The organism is Aquirufa aurantiipilula (assembly GCF_019923745.1).
Classification (GTDB): Bacteria; Bacteroidota; Bacteroidia; order Cytophagales; family Spirosomataceae; genus Aquirufa; species Aquirufa aurantiipilula.
Genome location: NZ_JAANOG010000002.1, coordinates 263,995 through 284,575, shown reverse-complemented (window position 1 = coordinate 284,575; position 20,581 = coordinate 263,995). Strand labels below are relative to the sequence as shown.

The 20,581-nt window shown below is 38.3% G+C and carries 18 protein-coding genes; 14 read left to right on the top strand and 4 right to left on the bottom strand.

What is annotated here, in order from left to right; all coding sequences use genetic code 11:
• Window positions 1-39 precede the first annotated feature (39 nt).
• The gene (locus G9H60_RS03115) at window positions 40-1,569 is read right to left on the bottom strand and encodes a DUF1501 domain-containing protein (RefSeq protein ID WP_223142646.1); all 1,530 of its coding nucleotides are present in this window, start codon (window positions 1,567-1,569) and stop codon (window positions 40-42) included.
• A 1-nt stretch (window position 1,570) separates the two neighbouring features.
• Window positions 1,571-2,950 carry a DUF1800 domain-containing protein gene (locus tag G9H60_RS03110; protein WP_262899930.1) on the bottom strand — a complete coding sequence of 460 codons (1,380 nt, stop codon included), beginning with the start codon at window positions 2,948-2,950 and terminating at the stop codon, window positions 1,571-1,573.
• 269 nt (window positions 2,951-3,219) lie between these two features.
• On the opposite strand from G9H60_RS03110, the gene G9H60_RS03105 reads away from it, so the two are divergent.
• From G9H60_RS03105 to G9H60_RS03070, 8 genes are all read left to right on the top strand, one after another.
• Window positions 3,220-3,699 (top strand): hypothetical protein, encoded by a 480-nt coding sequence (locus tag G9H60_RS03105; protein WP_223142645.1) that lies wholly within the window; start codon window positions 3,220-3,222, stop codon window positions 3,697-3,699.
• A 132-nt stretch (window positions 3,700-3,831) separates the two neighbouring features.
• Window positions 3,832-7,194 carry a preprotein translocase subunit SecA gene (gene secA / locus G9H60_RS03100; protein WP_223142644.1) on the top strand — a complete coding sequence of 1,121 codons (3,363 nt, stop codon included), beginning with the start codon at window positions 3,832-3,834 and terminating at the stop codon, window positions 7,192-7,194.
• Between the two features lie 151 nt (window positions 7,195-7,345).
• Entirely contained in the window at window positions 7,346-7,903 is a 558-nt protein-coding gene (locus G9H60_RS03095) for a cupin domain-containing protein (RefSeq protein ID WP_223142643.1), read from the top strand.
• Between the two features lie 239 nt (window positions 7,904-8,142).
• Window positions 8,143-9,666 carry a glycosyltransferase family 39 protein gene (locus G9H60_RS03090; RefSeq protein ID WP_223142642.1) on the top strand — a complete coding sequence of 508 codons (1,524 nt, stop codon included), beginning with the start codon at window positions 8,143-8,145 and terminating at the stop codon, window positions 9,664-9,666.
• Between the two features lie 90 nt (window positions 9,667-9,756).
• Window positions 9,757-10,374, top strand: coding sequence for an HPP family protein (locus tag G9H60_RS03085; RefSeq protein ID WP_223142641.1), 618 nt, complete (start codon window positions 9,757-9,759; stop codon window positions 10,372-10,374).
• 73 nt (window positions 10,375-10,447) lie between these two features.
• Entirely contained in the window at window positions 10,448-10,843 is a 396-nt protein-coding gene (locus G9H60_RS03080; protein WP_223142640.1) for a hypothetical protein, read from the top strand.
• Between the two features lie 5 nt (window positions 10,844-10,848).
• Window positions 10,849-11,148, top strand: coding sequence for a PAAR domain-containing protein (locus G9H60_RS03075; protein ID WP_223142639.1), 300 nt, complete (start codon window positions 10,849-10,851; stop codon window positions 11,146-11,148).
• 30 nt (window positions 11,149-11,178) lie between these two features.
• On the top strand, window positions 11,179-11,796 hold the full coding sequence (locus G9H60_RS03070) for an L-2-amino-thiazoline-4-carboxylic acid hydrolase (RefSeq protein ID WP_223142638.1): 618 nt from the start codon (window positions 11,179-11,181) through the stop codon (window positions 11,794-11,796).
• A 5-nt stretch (window positions 11,797-11,801) separates the two neighbouring features.
• Here the strand turns inward: G9H60_RS03070 and proB are convergent, their stop codons facing one another.
• Window positions 11,802-12,830: a glutamate 5-kinase gene (gene proB / locus G9H60_RS03065; protein WP_223142637.1), complete on the bottom strand. Its 1,029-nt coding sequence runs from the start codon at window positions 12,828-12,830 to the stop codon at window positions 11,802-11,804.
• Window positions 12,831-13,032: 202 nt separating this feature from the next.
• Here proB and G9H60_RS03060 point away from each other — a divergent pair, with 202 nt between their 5' ends.
• Window positions 13,033-13,497 carry a hydrogenase gene (locus G9H60_RS03060; RefSeq protein ID WP_223142636.1) on the top strand — a complete coding sequence of 155 codons (465 nt, stop codon included), beginning with the start codon at window positions 13,033-13,035 and terminating at the stop codon, window positions 13,495-13,497.
• On the opposite strand, the gene aat is transcribed toward G9H60_RS03060, so the two are convergent.
• Window positions 13,494-14,105 carry a leucyl/phenylalanyl-tRNA--protein transferase gene (aat, locus tag G9H60_RS03055; protein WP_223142635.1) on the bottom strand — a complete coding sequence of 204 codons (612 nt, stop codon included), beginning with the start codon at window positions 14,103-14,105 and terminating at the stop codon, window positions 13,494-13,496. The two genes, G9H60_RS03060 and aat, sit on opposite strands and share 4 nt — an antisense overlap.
• 224 nt (window positions 14,106-14,329) lie before the next feature.
• Between aat and G9H60_RS03050 the strand changes: the two genes are divergently transcribed.
• From G9H60_RS03050 to G9H60_RS03030, 5 genes are all read left to right on the top strand, one after another.
• A complete protein-coding gene (locus G9H60_RS03050; protein ID WP_223142634.1) occupies window positions 14,330-14,995 on the top strand; it encodes a GNAT family N-acetyltransferase in 666 nt (221 codons plus the stop codon).
• A 2-nt stretch (window positions 14,996-14,997) separates the two neighbouring features.
• A complete protein-coding gene (gene argG, locus G9H60_RS03045) occupies window positions 14,998-16,191 on the top strand; it encodes an argininosuccinate synthase (protein ID WP_223142633.1) in 1,194 nt (397 codons plus the stop codon).
• Between the two features lies 1 nt (window position 16,192).
• Window positions 16,193-17,143: an N-acetyl-gamma-glutamyl-phosphate reductase gene (gene argC, locus G9H60_RS03040; protein WP_223142632.1), complete on the top strand. Its 951-nt coding sequence runs from the start codon at window positions 16,193-16,195 to the stop codon at window positions 17,141-17,143.
• A 40-nt stretch (window positions 17,144-17,183) separates the two neighbouring features.
• A complete protein-coding gene (locus tag G9H60_RS03035) occupies window positions 17,184-18,311 on the top strand; it encodes an aspartate aminotransferase family protein (RefSeq protein ID WP_223142755.1) in 1,128 nt (375 codons plus the stop codon).
• 122 nt (window positions 18,312-18,433) lie between these two features.
• The gene (locus G9H60_RS03030) at window positions 18,434-20,551 is read left to right on the top strand and encodes a peptidylprolyl isomerase (RefSeq protein ID WP_223142631.1); all 2,118 of its coding nucleotides are present in this window, start codon (window positions 18,434-18,436) and stop codon (window positions 20,549-20,551) included.
• The last annotated feature ends 30 nt before the right edge of the window (window positions 20,552-20,581 follow it).

Sequence of the window (20,581 nt, the reverse complement as noted above, 5' to 3'; positions counted from 1 at the left end):
GAATATACAAATTTATGGCTTGTATTAAAATTTGGCCCTTTATTGGACAACCATCCTTTTGTGCATGGAAAGTCCAGATATACTTGCCATATGTATCAAATAAATCCCTGGCGCTAAGCCTAATACATTCAAAGTCAACTGATAAGTTCCTTGAGTACGGGTCCCTTTAAACAAAGTTCTAATCTCTTGTCCTTGCAAATCAAACAAGGTAATTTTTATATCTAATACCGATTTATATACGGCATATTGTATCACTGTAAGATCAAAAACAGGATTTGGCATAGGTGAATTAACTTCCATTCCAAGCGTATCAGGCAAAGCATCAGGTGAGTTTTTGAAAATAGGAACTCGTTCAAATGTCTGCTTAAATAATTCTTGGGTTTTAATCGCATTTAACCCTAAATGATCCCGCAATACTGTACTGTAAATTTGGCGGTAGTCGAAATTGTACCTTAAATCTCCATTACTATCTAAATTCGTCAAGCTAGGGTTGGATCCAATCAAGCCTCCTCTAACAGTATTTCCAATGAATAACATGGGAGCCGCCGTGCCATGGTCTGTACCTTGGGTTCCATTTTGATTCACTCGCCGACCAAATTCTGAAAAAGTCATTACCGTAATGGAATCAGCTAAACCCTGATTGCTCATGTCATTTTGAAAGGCTGAAACCGCTTCAGAAATAGTCTTCCATAAATTAGCATGCTGTGTTTTTTGGTTGGCATGTGTATCAAAACCTCCAATATTTGCCAAGTAAACAGGTGTCTCTAATCCTCCAGCAACTAATCGAGCTACAATACTCAATTGCTTGGCTAAATTTGTATTGGGATAGGTATATGCATTTTTAGCTTTATTGGCAGCATCTCGGATAACCGTGGAATATTGTACAGAAGAACTGGCTATTTGTTTCAAAAAAGCCAATTCATCCCCTGCCAAAGTCGCAGGAGGTAATTCCGAATCTGCTAAAGTCCCGGAAACCAATTGATAAAACAAATTAGGATCTTCAAAGACGGTACCTACCCTACCCACATCGGTTTGAAATAAGAGGGATTCTACTGAACCCAACTGAATTGCCATGGGATCTTTGGGCAATTGAATGGGGTAATCTGGATATTGCATCTCTAAAAAACGACCAGCCCATCCTTCATTCCAAACAGTTGCGGCATCTGATCCAGTATTCCAAATATCAGTAGCTCTAAAATGAGAACGGTTGGGATTGGCATAACCCACACTTTGCGTAATGGCAACTAGACCTTTGTCGTACAATGACTTCATACTTGTCATAGCAGGATTCATGTACATGCCATTAGAAAGCGGCAAAGCATCTGCTTTTTTGATGGATATATCAGGCCTTTTTGAAAAATAATTATCGTCCTCCGCCGGAATAATCGTATTCAATCCATCATTCCCTCCGTTCAATTGGATAATAACCAAAACCTTCCCTTTAACAGCATTGGCATAAGGTACAGCTCCAAATGCCTTTCCTGTAAAAGAGCCCAATCCCCAAGTAACCCCACCACTAAGTAGGGCCATTTGACGTAAAAACTGCTGACGGCTTAGTTCTTTTTTCATTTTATGCCAATTGATATTCTGGTAAGCGCATCATTGCTTTTAAAAATTTATTAATTCTAGCGTCGGCATTGGGCGTATAAGTGGACCAATTGGCGGCAATCGTTCCATCCAAAAGCACTTCCAATAAAAAAGCTTTCCGCGACTCCGTTAAAGGAAAGCGAATGAAAAGTTTGACCATCTCTTCCACAAACTCCTTAGGTTTTTCGGCATTAGAAGAGAGACGAGCAAAAGCGATAGGATCTAATTTACCTGTAACAGTGGCCCCATTGTATCTCTTTCCACTTAAAAGTGAATCCGTAAAACCAGATCGGTAGGAATAGGTGGTGGAACTAATCCAATCTCGTTGACCTTCCCAACCTGCCACATTGGGAGGTTGAAATAATTGCATTTGAAGAATGATAGCCATATCATACCAATTTTGCAAATCCGGATTTTTCAATTCCAATTGCTTGGCTGATCCAACGATTAACTCGGTAGGACTTTTAATCTTGGCCGCCATGATTTCAGGCTTATAAAACTCCTCTGAAGTAAATAAGAATTTCAATAGAGGCTTTAAAACAAAGTTATTTTGACGTAGAACAACAGCCATCTTTTTTACAAAAACTTCATCCGCTTTGTAATAGACGAATTCTTTGTAAATCTTACGGCAAATGAATTCTGCTGCGGCAGTTTGGGTAAAAATATGATCGATTAAACTATTATTGTCAAATTTGGCCGATTTACCCAAAACAGTTACTGTCGCTTCTCGGTACCAGCGTGTAGCATCAAAAACAGCAACTAAACCTTTCACTTGCCAACCAGAAAATACGCGCGCGGCTTGTTTAATATCATTCTCGGTGTAATTGCCTATGCCTAAAGTGAATAATTCCATCACTTCCCGAGCATAATTTTCATTGGGTGAGGTACCACGACTATTATTTCCATCCAGATAAATTAACATGGAAGGATCAATGCTGATATCTTTAACTAATTGCTTAAAGTCCCCAAATGCATAAGTTCGGAATAGTTGATTCTGTTTGTACACATATTGAGGGTAGTTTACTTTTTGCCTTTCATTAGAAAAGTGGTTGTGCAAGAATAAAACCATTTTTTCTTGCATACTCAGCGATTCATTGAACATGCGACCGTACCACCATTTGGTCAACTGAACAAACCAAGGCCCGGCCAAATTTCTGTCCAATTGTGCCTGCTCGGGTGTCAAGTCAACCCAAGTATCAGGCGGCGAAGGATTGGGTATATCCTTTAAAATAGCTAGATCCAATAAGTCTTGGAAATTTCCATATCCCATGGCTCGCTCCAAATCCGATTTGGAATAACCGAATAAAACGCGAGATAGCAAATGAGAAACATGGGTGGTGTTCCAGGTTAACATGGTATCCATGAGTTTACAAGTAATTCACGTTGACCATGAAATACTAGAGAGTTAATAAGCTTAAAGTAGCACGTAATAATAAGGCAAACAGATTTAATTATCAATTAATTGATAAATAAACTTGTCATTTTTCTATTTCAAGACAGATAAAGGAACTAAAAACGATTGAGTGAAGTTTAGGCTACATTCATTCGTGAAAATTTTGACTGCTCGGTATAAAATTTATCACTTAGAAACGAAAAAAAATCACTTGATTTGCGAGATTAATCATTTTATTTATGTCACAAGCGTATACCCCACCTAGAAGACCTCCCCGTAAGAAATTAAAAATGCCTTTGTTTGGCAATATGGTAGGAGGAAATTCTGGTTCAGGAGAAAAAGTAGATTGGGGTGGAAAAAACTTCACTAAACTTGTGTTCATTGTGGGTACGTTGGGTTTAATGGCTCAACTCTTTTTGCCGAATCTTTGGGCAGAAAAAATGTATGATTCTCAAAGTGAGATTTTGGATCTTGATCTAGACGGATCCATTCGTAAAAAATATACGGATGCCACTAACCCTAATGAAATACATTATATTTTGGTAGTGAAGCAAAAAGATGGGACTCGCCGTAAATTGGATTTACATATCGCAGATCCCGTATTTTTTGATCAAGTAGCTGTGCCACAAAGGCTCAAAAAAACAGCTGGTTCATTAGATGTTTTAATTACTCGCTTTTCAAAGCCCGATACTACCATCAAAATAAGATTTCTCCCCTGATTTCCCTTTTAATTAACATGCTCATTCATGCGTCAAACTATCGCTTGCGTATATTTTAGGGTTTTTTAGAGATTAATTGGTAAATTGCATATTCAATTTTAAAATGGCCTAGGTAGGCACACATTCTATACAATGTTATCCATCTTCAGCAAAACAGTAACCAAAATATTTGGAACCAAGTCGGAAAGAGACATCAAAGCCTTGATGCCGATTGTCGATAAAATAAAAGAAGAGTACGCGCGCTTGAGCCAAATCTCGGACGATGAGTTACGTCAAAAATCAGCAGATTTCAAGGCTCGTATACAAGCATTTTTAGCCGATATAGATGCACAGATAAGTGAATTACATGCGCAAGGACAGGCGACTGAAGACATTGATGCCAAGGAAAAGTTTTTCTTAGAAATTGATAAATTGAACCTTGAGCGCAATAAACAATTAGAAGTTGTTTTAAATGAAATCCTACCTGAAGCATTTGCGGTAGTAAAAGAAACGGCTCGTCGATTTACCGAGAATAAACAATTGGTTGTTCAAGCCACAGTTGAAGATAAATTCATTGCTTCTAAAAAAGCCAATGTTAAAATAGAAGGAGATAAAGCTATTTGGGCCAATACATGGGATGCTGCAGGCAATACCATTACTTGGGATATGATACACTACGACGTACAGTTAATTGGAGGTATTGTATTACATCAAGGTAAAATCTCTGAAATGGGTACAGGAGAAGGTAAAACATTGGTTTCTACACTTCCTACTTACTTAAATGCATTGGCAGGTCGTGGCGTTCACATTGTTACAGTCAATGATTATTTGGCCAAACGTGACTCAGAATGGAATGCCCCTTTATTTGAATTCCATGGTTTACGTGTGGATTGTATCGACAAGCACGAGCCTAATACGGAAGAGCGTAGACACGCCTATGCTGCGGATATCACGTATGGTACCAACAATGAGTTTGGATTTGATTATTTGCGTGATAACATGGCGCGTAGCCTAGAAGATCAAGTTCAAAGGCCACATCATTTTGCGATGGTGGATGAGGTTGACTCGGTGTTAATTGATGATGCCAGAACGCCTTTAATTATATCTGGTCCAATACCCCGTGGTGATGAGCAGGAGTTTGATGCTTTCAATCCCCGTGTTCAAAAATTGGTAGAAGCTCAGAAACAATTAGTTCAAAACTTCCTAGTAGATGCAAAAAAACAAATTGCATCTGGAGATAAAAAAGAAGGAGGATTAGCTTTATTCAGAGCTTTTCGTGGTTTGCCTAAGTCGAAACCATTGATTAAATTTTTATCAGAATCAGGTAACAAGCAATTATTGCACGAAACTGAATCCATTTATTTGGCAGAGAATCAAAAATTGATGCCACAAGCAGATTCCCCATTATTGTTTACTATCGAAGAGAAAAACAATCAAGTGGAATTAACCGAAAAAGGTTTGGAATTCATGAGTGGAAACACCGAAGATCCTAACTTTTTCGTATTACCTGATTTGTCGATTGACTTAAATAAAATTGAGAAAAACAAAGAGCTATCTGATGCGGATCGTTTATCACAAAAAGAACAATTAATCAGAGAATACAATGACAAAGCTAGTCGTATTCATACGGTTAACCAATTGTTAAAAGCTTATGCCCTCTTTGAAAAAGATACGGAATACATCATTGTAGATGGTAAAGTAAAAATCGTGGATGAGCAGACGGGCCGTGTCATGGAAGGTCGCCGTTATTCTGATGGTTTACACCAAGCGATTGAAGCAAAAGAAGGCGTGAATGTAGAAGATGCGTCACAAACCTATGCTACAATCACTTTACAAAATTACTTCCGTATGTACCATAAATTAGGTGGTATGACGGGTACGGCAGAAACGGAAGCTGGTGAGTTTTGGACTATATATAAATTGGATGTGGTTTCCATTCCAACTAACCGCGTAATTCAAAGAAAAGATGCGGAAGATAAAGTATACCGCACTGTTCGAGAAAAATACAATGCCGTTGCGGAAGAAATTCAAGAATTAGTCAATCAAGGCCGCCCGGTTTTAGTAGGTACAACCTCGGTAGAAAACTCAGAATTGATTAGCCGATTGTTAACGATTCGTAAGATTCCACACAATGTATTAAATGCGAAACAACACGCACGTGAGGCAGAAATTGTGGCTGAAGCAGGACAATCAGGCAAGGTGACTATTGCCACTAACATGGCAGGTCGTGGAACGGATATCAAGTTAAGTCCAGAATCCAAAGCTGCTGGTGGATTGGCCATCATAGGTACGGAAAGACATGAGTCTAGACGTGTCGACAGACAGTTGCGTGGTCGTGCAGGTCGCCAAGGTGATGTGGGTTCTTCTCAGTTCTTTGTATCTCTTGAAGATAATTTAATGCGTCTATTTGGTTCTGACCGTATTGCGAAAGTCATGGACCGTTTGGGTATGGAAGAAGGGGAAGTGATTCAACATTCTATGATTACCTCATCCATTGAAAGGGCACAAAAGAAAGTAGAAGAAAACAACTTTGGTATTCGTAAGCGATTATTGGAATACGATGATGTGATGAACTACCAAAGAAATGCGATTTATAAGCGCCGTCAAAACGCCCTTTTAGGAGAGCGTTTATCGTTGGATATCATCAATACTATGTTTGATGTTTGCCAAGATTTGGTAGGTCAATATCCTACTTATGGCGAATTAGAATTAAAGGTTATTGAATTGTTAGGCATTGAGCCTCCATTTGCAGAAGAAGATTTCAATCGATTATCTCCAGAAGTTAAGATTGAGCGTTTGTTCTTGGCAGCAGAAGATCATTATAAGAGCAAAAATGAGGGCATTGCAAAACAAGTCATTCAAGTTGCTCAAGAAGCTTTACGCCAAGGATATTCTGGTATTCAGGTTCCAATCACGAACGGAAATTGGGTAACTGGCGTGGTAGTGGATGCACAAAAAACCATCGATTCTCAAGGTAAAGAGGTCGTTAAAGAGATGGAAAAATTCATCACTTTGACCTTGATTGACCAAGAATGGAAGGAGCATTTACGTGAAATGGACGATTTGAAACAATCTGTTCAGAATGCGGTATTTGAACAAAAAGACCCATTGTTAATTTATAAGTTTGAAGCGGTTAATTTATTCCAACGCTTTGTATCACGTGTGAATGTAGATACCATTAGCTTTGTTTTAAAAGCGGAAATTCCAGAAATTCAACAAACGAACCAAGCGCAACAAGCACCAAAAGAAAAAGCACCAAAATTACAATTGAGTAAAGATGAGGCTATTTCGTCCCTTTTGGGTGGTTTAGCTGGAGGACAAGGTGACGAGCAGCAAGAATACCATGATCCAAGTTCTCGCAGTGAAGAGCGCATTGCGCCTCGACATGCCATTAAAATTGCAGATCGTAATCAGCGCGTTACCGTACAATACCGAGATGGTTCTACCAAGGAAAATGTCAAATATAAGACGGTAGAACAAGATGTGGAAAGCGGAGAGGCTGTGGTAATAGCATAAGTAAAAAATATTCTTTGAAGTGGTGGTTAGTTATTAGCACAATTTGAGCTGAATGACTAACCACTTTTTTTATACAAAATTGAATCACCCTATTAAATTAATTTAATATTTAAATAATTATCTAATTAATTTACTAAACCAAAACGAAGCTATGCCATTCAAAAATCAAATTTTAACAGATCCCATTAAAGGCGATGTATATGAGTTTTTAGAAACAGCTCAAGATAGTCATGGTGAACGAGTGAGCATCAAAATGACTGTCAAGACCAAAGGACAATTAGTTCCTATGCATTTGCACATGCTTCAGGAAGAGCATTTCAAGGTTTTGAGTGGACAACTTACAGTAATTCATGAAGGTAAAACCCAGATTTTACAAGCTGGGGATAGTATTGTTTTACCCAAAGGCGAGGTACATAACCATTTCAATAATCATGACGCTCCTGTAGAATTCATTCAAACCGTAAGTCCGGCATTGGATTTCGATTATTTCATAGAAAACCTGATTAACTATACAATAGATCACCAAGTTAAGGGAGGTAAATTTGGCTTAATCCAACAATTGGTAACTTCCAAATACATCGATAGTAAAAGCTATGTGGCAGGTATTCCTATCCCCGTTCAAAACTTATTAATGAATGTAGTTGGGCCAATTGCTAAGTTATTTGGAATCAAGGCTTTGTATGCGGAATATTGCGGGATTAATAAATAAAAATTAACGCATTTTTAACGCTGTCAAGGTTTGGAACCTTGCCAGCGTTGCGTTAACGATTTATTTTTCACATTTATTGTCCAATAAATTGATAATCAAAAATACCTACAATATCCAACTAACGATTTGACAATCAGTGTTTTATTTCCGATTCAAGGAAAAGGTATAATAGATTCTAGTTATGTGAAAACAATCCTAACAAGAATAGTATCTTGCAGTCATGTGGATCATCCAATAACATGAAATATAGCCTCTACCTATTTGTATTAATTAAATTCATTCTCCAATATTCACTCATAGACGCTAGCTATGATTTACAAAGAGATGAGTATTTGCATTTAGACCAAGCTCAGCATTTAGCTTGGGGGTATATGTCAGTGCCACCATTCACTTCTTGGATTTCATGGATCATAGGGCAGTTGGGCAATCAAGTTTTTTGGGTACATTTCTTTCCTGCATTGTTTGGGGCATTAACCATTGTCGTTGTATGGAAAACGATAGAATCTCTGGGGGGCAAGTATTTTGCCTTGTATTTGGGAGCAATATCCGTCCTACTTTCAGCTGTCATGCGCCTAAATACGCTATTTCAACCTAATTCTTTTGATGTATTGGCTTGGACTACCTGCTTTTATCTATTCATTCGATTCATTCAAACAGATCAGACCAAATGGCTATATTATTTTTCCATCATGTGGGCCATTGGATTTCTAAACAAATACAACATCCTTTTTCTGGTATTGGGACTTTTCCCCGCAATCCTATTGTCCGAACATCGTAACATCTTTTTCCAAAAACGATTCTATATAGCGATTTGCATAGCTAGTTTGCTCATTTTGCCCAACCTAATTTGGCAATATGAACATCAATTTCCTGTGATTCATCACATGAAATTATTATCAAAGATTCAATTAATCCATGTTAATCGGCTAGATTTCCTTCGTAACCAAATCATGTTTTTTCTTGGCGCTTTTTTTGTGCTAATCGCTTCGTTAGGGGCTCTACTTTTTTATCCTCCATTTAAGAAGTATCGTTTTTTCTTTTGGAATCTAGTTATCACTTTGGCCATCTTCACTTATTTTAAAGCCAAAGATTACTATGCCATGGGACTTTACCCCATCTACTTATCTTTTGGAGCGGTCTATTTGGAATTGGTCTTGCAACATGGCTGGAAAAAGTACTTGCAAATCCTTGCTTTGGCAATACCTTGTCTAGCTTTTATTCCTATGTACTTATATCTTTTTCCAAATAATAAACCCAATGATATCCTTGAAAATCAAGCTCCTTATCAAAAATTGGGGCTACTTCATTGGGAAGATGGTAAGGACCATCACATTCCTCAAGATTTTGCGGATATGCTGGGTTGGAAAACATTAGCTCATAAATTAGATTCAATCGTAGCAACTCTCCCTCCATCAAGTCTAGATAGCACCATTATTTTATGTGATAATTATGGACAAGCTGGTGCCATTAATTATTATACTAAAAACAATTCGGTAGATGCCTATTCTATGAACGCCGATTATGCCAGATGGATTCCTTTGAATAAACCCATGAAGCATGTGATTCTTGTTAAAGAATTTGACGATGAAGATCCACTTCGAACAACAGAAAGACCTTTTTTTGACACCTTATATTTAGCAGGAATTCGGACCAATCCCTTAGCTAGAGAATTTAAAATTTCCATTTACGTATTAAAGAATGCCAAAATCAATATTAATCGTCGAGTGCAGGATGAAGTAAGGGAAGCTTTAAACTTAGAATAAATATATTCTTGTTCATCATAGAGTCATGGTTCCCCAACTCATTCGGGATAGAATGAAATAAAACCATTGAAACAAAACTTATATTACCATATGCCTAAACTAGTAAAACGAAAAATCAAAAGGGGGATCCGTATTTCGAAATATGTGATTTACAAGGAAACGGTCATCGACCAAAAGGAAAATTTTCTTTCTTTTTTAGGAGCATTTATTGGCATTGGAATCATTGCTTTTTGCCAAAAACAAATACTCAATGAAAATGAAAACATCTTCTTGATTGGTTCTTTTGCGGCATCAAGTGTATTAATTTTTGGAGCCATACAAAGCCCATTGGCACAACCAAGAAACCTTGTGGGTGGCCATTTTATTTCAGCCATTTTAGGAGTGAGTATCTATCAACTATTCCCTGATATTATTTGGTTAACAGGCCCATTGGCCGTTGGGCTCTCCATAGTAGCCATGCAAATAACCAAAACATTACATCCTCCTGGGGGAGCTACCGCCCTCATTGCAGTTACTGGTTCCGCCAAAATCAAGGCATTGGGTTATTATTATGTATTATTCCCTGCATTAACTGGAGCCATTACTTTATTGATAATTGCACTAATTTTCAATAACCTAAGCCCCAATAGACATTATCCAAGTAGTCGTCGAGTAAGAAATATAATTCAAAAGATTTTCAATTACATAACTTTCAAAAAAACGAATTAATACCAAAGACTTAATCATCATACTATTTAAACTTGTCAGAAATCAAGTATTTACAAATTTTAAAATATCCTACATGAACCCGCATAATATTGTTACCGATCATCAATTAAAAGTTTCCTTTGACGATGAAACTGGGAGTATTTTAATCTCAACTCCTAAAGGCAACCTCATTGAATTAAATGACGAATTAAATATTTTGAAGCTAAGTGATCAATTCCAAAACAGTATTACCTTGAACAAACAAGGGATTCAACTCGATAGCTATGGTGACATTACCATTTCTGGCATGAATATTAATTTGAAAGCTCAAACAACGATTGATTTAAATGCTGCATTGGGTATAAAATCAAGAGCTATGGATATCGAACAAAAAGCAGATTCAAGATTCATTGCTTCGGGTAATGCCAGTGCAGAACTGTCTGCATCTGGAAATACGGTGGTGAAAGGAGCCATTGTCAATATAAATTAATTGATATGTCAATAGCTGCTAGAATTACCGACTTTCACACATGTCCTATGACATCGCAGGAAATTACTCCTATTCCACATGTAGGTGGGCCCATCCTTGGACCAGGCTGTCCAACGGTTTTAATCGGAAGCCTTCCCGCGGCATGTGTAGGAGATATGGCTCTATGCGTTGGAGAACCTGATACCATCATTAGTGGAAGTCAAACCGTCTCTATTGGTGGCCGTCCTGCCGCAAGAATGGGGGATAAAACAAGTCACGGTGGTGAAATTATACTGGGGTTACCAACCGTAATCATTGGAGATTGAAAAAGCGTCGTATCAAAAAAACTTATATCCATGAAAGCATTTCATCCTTATTTTTTGCCCATACTGATCTCTCATTACCAAAAAGATGCGGATGAAATACTGGCTAAAATGGACCGATTGTATCCAGAAATATATGATTCAAGCTTAGCGAGCTCAAAAAATCCCATCGATAAACGATTGTCATTTAGTGCCTATTTTTTAGCCATGATTCAATGCTTGGATGAAAAAGGAGAAAGTTATGAACAGATTCGACAGGTATGTCTACAAGTGGCCTTTGATTTCGTTCAACCCAAAAACGGCTTCCAACGTCTCATTAAAAAATGGCCATCTTATTTCATTCAAACTTGGCTAGGGAAATTATTGATTCAAAACTTAAAAAAAGTAGCAGAAAAACCTGGTCACCCAGATGGATTTGTGGCAAGAATCATCACCGACAAAAACACCACTCATGGTTTAGGATATGGTATTGATATCCTAGAATGTGGCATCTGTAAGCAATTTCAAAAAAGAAATTACCAGCGATTTACTTCCATATTATGTGAAGTGGACCATATGACCACTAGTTTGGCAGGATTAGATATGATCCGACTTGGCACGATAGCCCTTGGTGCTGACAAATGTGATTTTAAGTATAAAATAAAAAATTAGCTCTCTTACCACAGAACAATATCGTCGGCATGCGCTACTTCTAAACTTGTAGGTGCTGATATCAATTCTGATTTAGAACTACGGGCACGTGCAATAGCCACTGGAGTTTTATTCATATCCAGCAATTCGATCACTTCCCCTTTTTCAAAATCGCCGAGAAACTCAAGCACGCCCACTGAAAGTAAACTTTTACGCTGTGAGATGGCCTTTACCGCACCTTTATCCAAAACTGCTTTTCCTCGAATCAATGAACCAGTGGCTAACCATTTTTGCCGAGAATTAAGTGTTGCTTCTTGAGCCTCAAAAACCGTACCAATCTTTTCATTCAAGGCATCTACTATCCCTTCGCCTTGATCTAAACCGAATATCACCACTTTGATTCCTAATCGAGTGGCCATGCGAGTAAAGGTTAATTTGGAAATCATCCCACCTAATCCTGAACTGGATTTATCGGTACTCACCACACTTAATACCTCCGAATTAATTTCCTTGACATGTCGGATAATCTTTCCCTCTCCATCTAAAAGTCCACCCACCGAGGTTGAAATCAATAATTTAGAGGCTCCAAATCCCGTAGCTATCAAGGTCGCTAACTCATCATTATCCGAAAATTTCAACTCTACATTACTCACCACGTCATTTTCATTGGCAATGGGAATAACTCCATTTTTCCAAAGTTCTTGATAGGTCTCTTTTAATTGCAAAAACTGACCTCTTTGTGAAAAATGATGACGCTCACATAAGCTTTGGGCGATGGAAATACCATATTTCTGGAAATAATCATTGTATTTAGCAATCAAAATGGGATTCCCGACTGCTGCTGCGGCTTTGCGTTCCGACAAGCTTCCTTTATAATTTTTAAATACGGATTTACCTGCTGCTACTGCCCCACTGGAAACTAATACAATGTGGAAATTAGGCTGTAATTGAGCTACTTGTGAAGCAATTTTCTCCAAAGTTTGCTCATTAACATCCCCATTGGCATGTGTGATGGAAGATGATCCGAATTTAATTACAAGAATTGGCTTTGACATATGGAACGAAATATTCTTGCAATTTAAGCAATTGAATCGATTCATGGGAATGTAGTATGGAAAATGGAGAATGAAGAATGTAGAATGAAGAATGAAGCAGGTTGGATTGTGGCTAGTAAAGAAACTCTTTCTGAAATTTTGATATTTTAAAGTCGCCCATTAAATTACCAATATTAGATTCAACCTTCTCATTATCAATCAAATGGAAACTAACGCAACTAGTAAACAGCAGGCCGACAAGTTGATTTTCTTAGGCATTTTCTTGTTCTTTTTAGGATTGGTCATCGGACTATTAATCCCTATTTTAGCGAAACCTCGAATTGGACTATCCTCTCATTTAGAGGGAGTTATGAATGGTATGTTCCTAGTTATTTTGGGTCTTATTTGGAACAGATTATCTCTGTCCCATTTTTGGCTTAAAACAACATTTCGGTTGGCCGTCTTAGGTACCTATTTTAATTTTTTAACGATAGGCTTGGCAGCAGCTACTGGTGCGGGAAAATTATTACCTATCGCTGGGGGAACAGAACAAGGTCCTTTGATTGAATCAATCATTACCTTAGGATTGGTTGCCGTCACTTTATCCATGCTTTTTGTTTGCATGTTGGTAATGAAAGGTTTGGTCAACCAAAGTAAGCAAAGTGACTTATCGGAAAACAATTCTTAATAATCTTTTCCTGCTAATTCAAAGTGACATGTTTTTTTGAGAGCCTTGGCTAATCGGCTTTTATAATCTTTCCTACTGATTTCAATAGCTCCATATCGGAGTACATTATCATTCATGAATTGGGTATCCAATAAGGAATAGCCTTGTTCACGAAGTAGAATCATCAAATAATGAAAAGCCACTTTAGATGCATTGGACACCAAACTGAACATAGATTCCCCAAAATAGGCACCACCCAAGGCAACTCCATATAGACCACCCACTAATTTACCATCTACATAGGCTTCCACCGAATGGGCAAAACCCATGCGGTAAAGATCCGTATATGCTTGAATTATTTCTTCTGATATCCAAGTTTCAGAATCTGTCGACCTAGGACCTGCACAATAACGCATCACTGCCTCAAATTGGGTATCAATACGAATTTCAAAAAGATGTTTGTTGATAACAGACCGCAAGGATTGGGCAGGTTTGTAGGTATCAATAGGAATTATGGCCCTAGGATCTGGACTATACCAATGAATTTCACCCTCATCTGCCATAGGAAAAACACCTTTGGCATACGCGTAAATTAATTGTTCAACTGATAATAGTTTATCCTCTTCCATGAAATAATTAGGAGATTATTCGCATTTCCCCGCTGAATTTCTGAAATTGCGAGCTAATTAGGACAAACTTAGGACGAGCATCCTGGTTTACAAAAAGAATGCAGATAAAATTATTATTCGTACATCTTGTATCTCCTATCCGACGAAGGCGACGATTCATCTTTAGGGTATGATCCCCTAGGGACCCGAAGAATGCTATTGTTTAATTTTTATCGTCGTTAAGAATGAATCCTTATACTGTTCAAGTTGCTAGTCAAGCCCATTTTGGCCTAGCAGAGTCTATTTGCCACGAAATGGCAGAATCGGCAAAAGCTCGTGGAACGGGTATTGCCAAAAGAACACCCGAATACCTTCAAGAAAAAATGTCAGAAGGAAAAGCCATCATTGCCACCGATGACATCACTGGGGCATTTGTCGGCTTTTGTTATATAGAAACTTGGCAGCATGGTAAATTTGTTGCTAACTCGGGATTGATTGTCAATCCTTCTTACCGTCAGTATGGTGTAGCGAAAGCTGTAAAAGCGAAAGCCTTTGAATTATCCAGAACTCGGTATCCTGATGCCAAAATCATTGGTATCACCACTTCCCTTGCGGTGATGAAAATTAACTCAGATTTGGGATATGAACCGACGACCTTTTCCGAATTACCAGTAGATGATAATTTCTGGAAAGGCTGTGAATCCTGCGTTAATTATGATATTTTAACAAGAACAGAACGCAAAATTTGTTTGTGCACCGGGATGATTTACGACCCCAATGCATCCAAGAAGTCGGTAGGAGATTCCGAAGAAAAGTGGTTATTCCTAAAGAACATTGCTGATTTCAGCAAATTGAAGAAGATTAAAGAAAAATTATTAATGCCCTTTAAGAAAAAGGGGAAATCCAAATAAACATGAGCAAGCCGAAAGTAATTTTAGCCTTTAGTGGAGGATTAGATACCTCATTTTGTGTCAAATATTTAACCGAAGAGCGTGGCATGGAAGTGCACTCGGCCTTAGTGGATACAGGTGGTTTTTCTCCTGAAGAATTAAAGGCCATTGAAGCCAAAGCCTATGCCTTAGGGGTAAGTTCACACGTGACTTTGGATGTAGTAGACTCTTATTACCAAGATTGTTTACGCTATTTGGTTTATGGTAATGTATTAAAAAACAATACCTATCCTCTTTCTGTATCTGCTGAGCGAGTGTTTCAAGCAACAGCTGTAGCCAAATATGCAGAAAAATTAGGAGCAAAAGCCATTGCTCACGGAAGTACGGGTGCAGGAAATGATCAAGTACGTTTCGATGTGGTGTTCCGCATTTTAGCTCCTGAATGTGAGGTCATTACTCCTATTCGAGATTTACAACTTTCACGTGAGGCAGAAATCGACTTTTTAAAATCAAAAGGTGTAGTTCAAGAATGGCATAAAGCTGCTTATTCCATCAACAAAGGTCTTTGGGGTACTTCAGTAGGTGGGAAAGAGACATTAACCTCTGATGGTTATTTACCTGAGGATGCATGGCCTACCCAATTGACCAAAACTACTCCTGAGAAAATCACCTTGGAATTTGAACAAGGAGAATTAGTAGGAATCAACGGTAAAAAATCGAGTTCAAAAGTAGCTGCTATTCGTGAATTAACTGAATTAGCAGGTGCATTTGCCATTGGAAGAGATATACATGTTGGTGATACCATCATTGGAATCAAAGGCCGTGTAGGATTTGAAGCTCCTGCTCCTTTAATCATCATTAAGGCTCACCATAGTTTAGAAAAGCATATATTGACCAAACACCAGTTGTATTGGAAACAAAACATCGGTGATATGTACGGAACCTTGTTGCACGAAGGCCAATTCTTGGAACCTGTGATGCGCAACTTTGAAACATTCTTGGCCGATACCCAAAGTAATGTTACTGGTACAGTTCATGTACAATTAAATCCATATCAATTCCATATCCTGGGCATCGAGTCTAAATACGATTTAATGTCATCTGTTTTTGGAGCTTATGGCGAAATGAATAAAGCTTGGACTGGAGATGATGTAAGAGGATTCTCGAAAATCGTCTCAAACCAAACGATGATACACCGAAAGGTAAACGAAAAATAGTATGGCTAAGATAGGAATTGTTGGAGCGGCAGGTTATACGGGAGGAGAATTATTGCGGATTTTGGTCAATCACCCGGATGTGGAATTGACTTGCATACTATCTAATTCCCAGGCTGGCAAATTGGTTTCGGATGTGCATACCGATTTATTAGGAAGTACATTTGCCAAATTCACAGATACGTTAAAGCCTTTGGATGTGTTATTTTTATGCTCTGGCCATGGTGAATCTAAGAAATTCTTGGAAGCCAATGACATTCCTTGGCATACTAAAATCATAGATTTGAGTACCGACTACCGAGACGAATCCGATGGATTTGTCTATGGCCTTCCAGAATTTCAAAAAGCCAAAATACAAGCTGCTCAAAAAATAGCCAATCCAGGTTGTTTTGCCACTTCCATTGAATTGGCCTTATTGCCATTAGCCGCAGCCGGAAAAATTACGGGAGATGTGCATGTTTCTGCGATTACAGGTAGCACTGGAGCTGGACAGTCTTTGTCGACCACTAGCCATTTTTCTTGGAGAAATAATAATATCAGTATTTATAAAGCTTTCACACATCAACACCTGGCAGAAATTGGTCAAACCTTAGCCTTTGGAAAAAAGGCCCCTTTGATCCATTTCGTCCCTTATCGAGGTAATTTCTCTCGGGGAATCATGGCCAATGTATACACTCCATATACGGGTACTCTGGAAGAGGCCTTGGAAATGTATAATGACTACTATGAGTCCTCCCCCTTTGTCTTCGTCTCTAAAGCCAGCATTGATTTAAAGCAAGTGGTCAATACCAATAAATGCTTGTTGCACTTAGAAATCCACCAAGGGCAATTGTTGATTACTTCCATCATTGACAACCTGATCAAGGGAGCCTCAGGACAAGCTGTGCAAAACATGAATATCATGTTGGGCTGGAAAGAAGATGAAGGTCTACGATTAAAAGCCATTGGTTTTTAGTTGGCACTTACCTAGATTTTCATTCAAAAAAACACGCATTATCATGAAATTATTTGACGTATACCCACTATATCCTATTGAACTTGTCAAAGCGCAAGGTGTTACTTTATGGGATAAAAAGGGTCAAACATATACCGATTTATATGGAGGTCACGCGGTGATTTCCATTGGACATTCCCATCCCTATTATGTAGCTAAATTGACAGAGCAGTTACAGAATATTGGGTTTTATTCCAATTCTGTCATCATTCCTGGCCAAGAAGAATTAGCTGAAAAGTTGGGAAAATTATCAGGTTACCCAGATTATCAATTATTCTTAACCAATTCAGGAGCTGAATCCAATGAAAATGCCCTGAAATTAGCTTCCTTTCATACAGGTCGTAAAAAAGTGGTGGCTTTTAAAAATGCTTTCCACGGCCGTACTGCAGGTGCTGTAGCTGTTACAGACAATCCTAGCATTGTAGCACCGATCAATGACACGTCACATGTTAGCTTTTTGCCCTTCAATCAAATTGAGGGTTTAGCCTCTGGTATTACTGAAGAAACTGCAGCAGTCATTGTAGAAGGAATTCAAGGTGTTGGAGGCATTCAAGTGGCAGGAACGGAATTTTTACAAGCCCTTAGAAAACGTTGTGATGAAACAGGAGCTCAATTAATTTTGGATTCTGTGCAATGTGGCTATGGCCGTTCTGGAAAATTCTTCTCGCACCAATATGCAGGTATACAGCCTGATTTGATGACTACCGCTAAGGGTATGGGAAATGGTTTCCCCATGGGTGGCGTATTAATTGCTCCACATATCAAAGCGAGTTACGGTTTATTAGGCACGACTTTTGGAGGAAACCACATGGCATGTGCAGCAGGAAACGCCGTTTTGGATGTCATTCAAGATGAAAACTTAATTGAAAATGCCGCTAAAATTGGTCAATATCTTATGGATCAATTGAGTCAATTTTCAGCAGTGAAAGAAGTTAGAGGAAAAGGTTTGATGATTGGTATTGAATTCGAACAGGCGGTTGGGCCTATTCGGGATGCCTTATTATTTGATCACCATATCTTCTGTGGATACGCAGGAAAGCACACATTGCGTTTATTACCTAGTTTAGGTATTGACCAAAAGGTGGCTGATCAGTTTTTAGAAAGTTTGACCCAAGTCCTGAAAGCTTAAATTTCGGAAGCTCATTCTGATAAAGGCTTGCTTTTTGATTAGAAATGTGATTATTTTGCGTTTCTTTTGTGAACAGCTAAGGCTATTAAAAAAGACATTAAACAACTTATTATACATTATCAATGGCATTAATTACAAAAATTAGAGAGAAATCGGGAATCGCGGCAGCAGCAATCGCCATCAGTTTAATTTTATTTCTCATCGGTAGTGATATTTTCCAAGGAAGATCGTCTTTATTTGGCTCTAATAACCAAGAAGTAGGTGTTATAGCAGGTGAAAGTATTTTATTACCTGAATTCCAAAAGAAAGTAGAAGAGGCTACAGCCAATTATACAGCACAAACAGGTAAAGGTCCAGGTGAGCAAGAAGCTACTATGATCCGTGATCAAGTTTGGAACCAATACATCTTGGATATTGCCTATAAAAAAGAATTCGACGCTTTAGGATTGAAAGTTTCTTCGGAAGAATTGATTGACATGGTGCAAGGAAATAACATCCACCCATCTGTTCGTCAGCAATTTACCAATCCTCAAACGGGTCAATTTGATAAGACTTTTGTGATTCAGTTTTTGAAAAACTTAAAAACTATGCCAGCGCAGCAGCAACAAGGCTGGGCTAATTTCGAGAAATCAATTGCTCAAGATCGCATTCGTTCTAAGTATGAAAACTTAATTCGTTTATCAACTTACGTTAATACAGCTGAAGCACAAAAAGAATACCAAGCACAAAATGCTAAGTTTTCTGCTCGTTTCTTATACGTGCCTTTCTTCTCCATTCCTGATTCTACGGTTAAAGTGACTGATGCACAATTGGAAGAATATTTAGCGAAACACAAAGATCGTTTCAAAGGGGTTAATTCTCGTTCGATTCAATATGCTACTTTCCCAGTCGTTCCAACGGCTCAAGATACTGTAGAGTTTTACAATCAAATTAAGAAATTGGCGAAGGATTTAGCCGTAGCACCCAACGATTCAGCATTCGCTATGTTGAATTCAGATGTACGCACTCCATATTTATTGGCTTATTCAGAAATTCCTGAGGTTGTTAAATCTCAATTAGGTACTTTCCAAGTGGGCGGTATCTATGGACCTTTCAAAAACGGTTTAACTTATTCCATCTATAAGTATGGTGGAGTTAAAAAAGATAGCTTATTTACAGTTCGTGCTAGCCACATCTTAATTGCTCCTGCTAATAAATCAGATTCGGCTAAAGCACAAGCGAAACAAAGAGCTGAAAGCATTTTGACACAAATCAAAGGTGGTGCTAGCTTTGAAACATTGGCTCAATTGAATGGAATGGACGGTACTGCGCAAAATGGTGGTGATTTAGGCTATTTCAAAAACAATGGTTCCATGACTAAGGCTTTTGAAAAAGCGATTTTCGGATTCAATGGTGCAGGATTGATGCCAGGCGTAGTTGAAACGGAATTTGGTTATCATATCGTTAAAATCACCGATGCTAAAACCAATACAGCTTACCGTTTAGCGGCAATTAATAAAACCATTGCTCCTTCACAGGCTACATTGGATCGTGTTTATACGCAAGCTGATGCTTTTGCTAATGCCAATGGTACTTTAGGCGCTTTTGAAGCTGCTTTGAAAAAAGATAAAAACATCATCATGATGCGTGCTGAGCGTTTGTTAGAAAATGCCACTAGCATCAATAACTTGACCAATGCACGTGAAATTGTTCGTTGGGCATTTGATGAAGGAACATCGGTAGGTGATGGATCTAAGAAAGTATTTGAGCAAGATAACCAGTACATAGTAGCCTACTTAACAGGAAAGACTGATAAAGACAACGTGAAAGTGGATGACTACCGTGAAGGCATCACCAATTTGGTACGTGCGGAATTGAAAGGAGAGAAAATCTCAGCTAAATTGAGCGGTATCAAAGGAAGTTTAGAGCAAATCGCTCAGAAATATGGTGCTGGAGCCTTGGTTGAAAATGTAGCTGATGTAACTTTATCTACTGGTATGTTAAATACAGCAGGTCCAGATGCCGTTGCTTTAGGTAAAATCGCTGGTTTGAAAACAGGTAAGAGAAGTCAAGTATTCATTGGAGATAATGGTGTGTTTATTGCTGAAAAAACGGCCGCAGTAGCAGCTCCAGCTTTAGCAGATTATACCACGTACAAAACGCAAATCCAATCCATGGGTATTCAACGTGCTTCTTATTACATCAATGAAGCCATTAAAGACAATGCGAAAATTGTAGACAAACGCTACAAATTCTATTAATCAAAATATCCTTTATCTTTGAAAAGCATT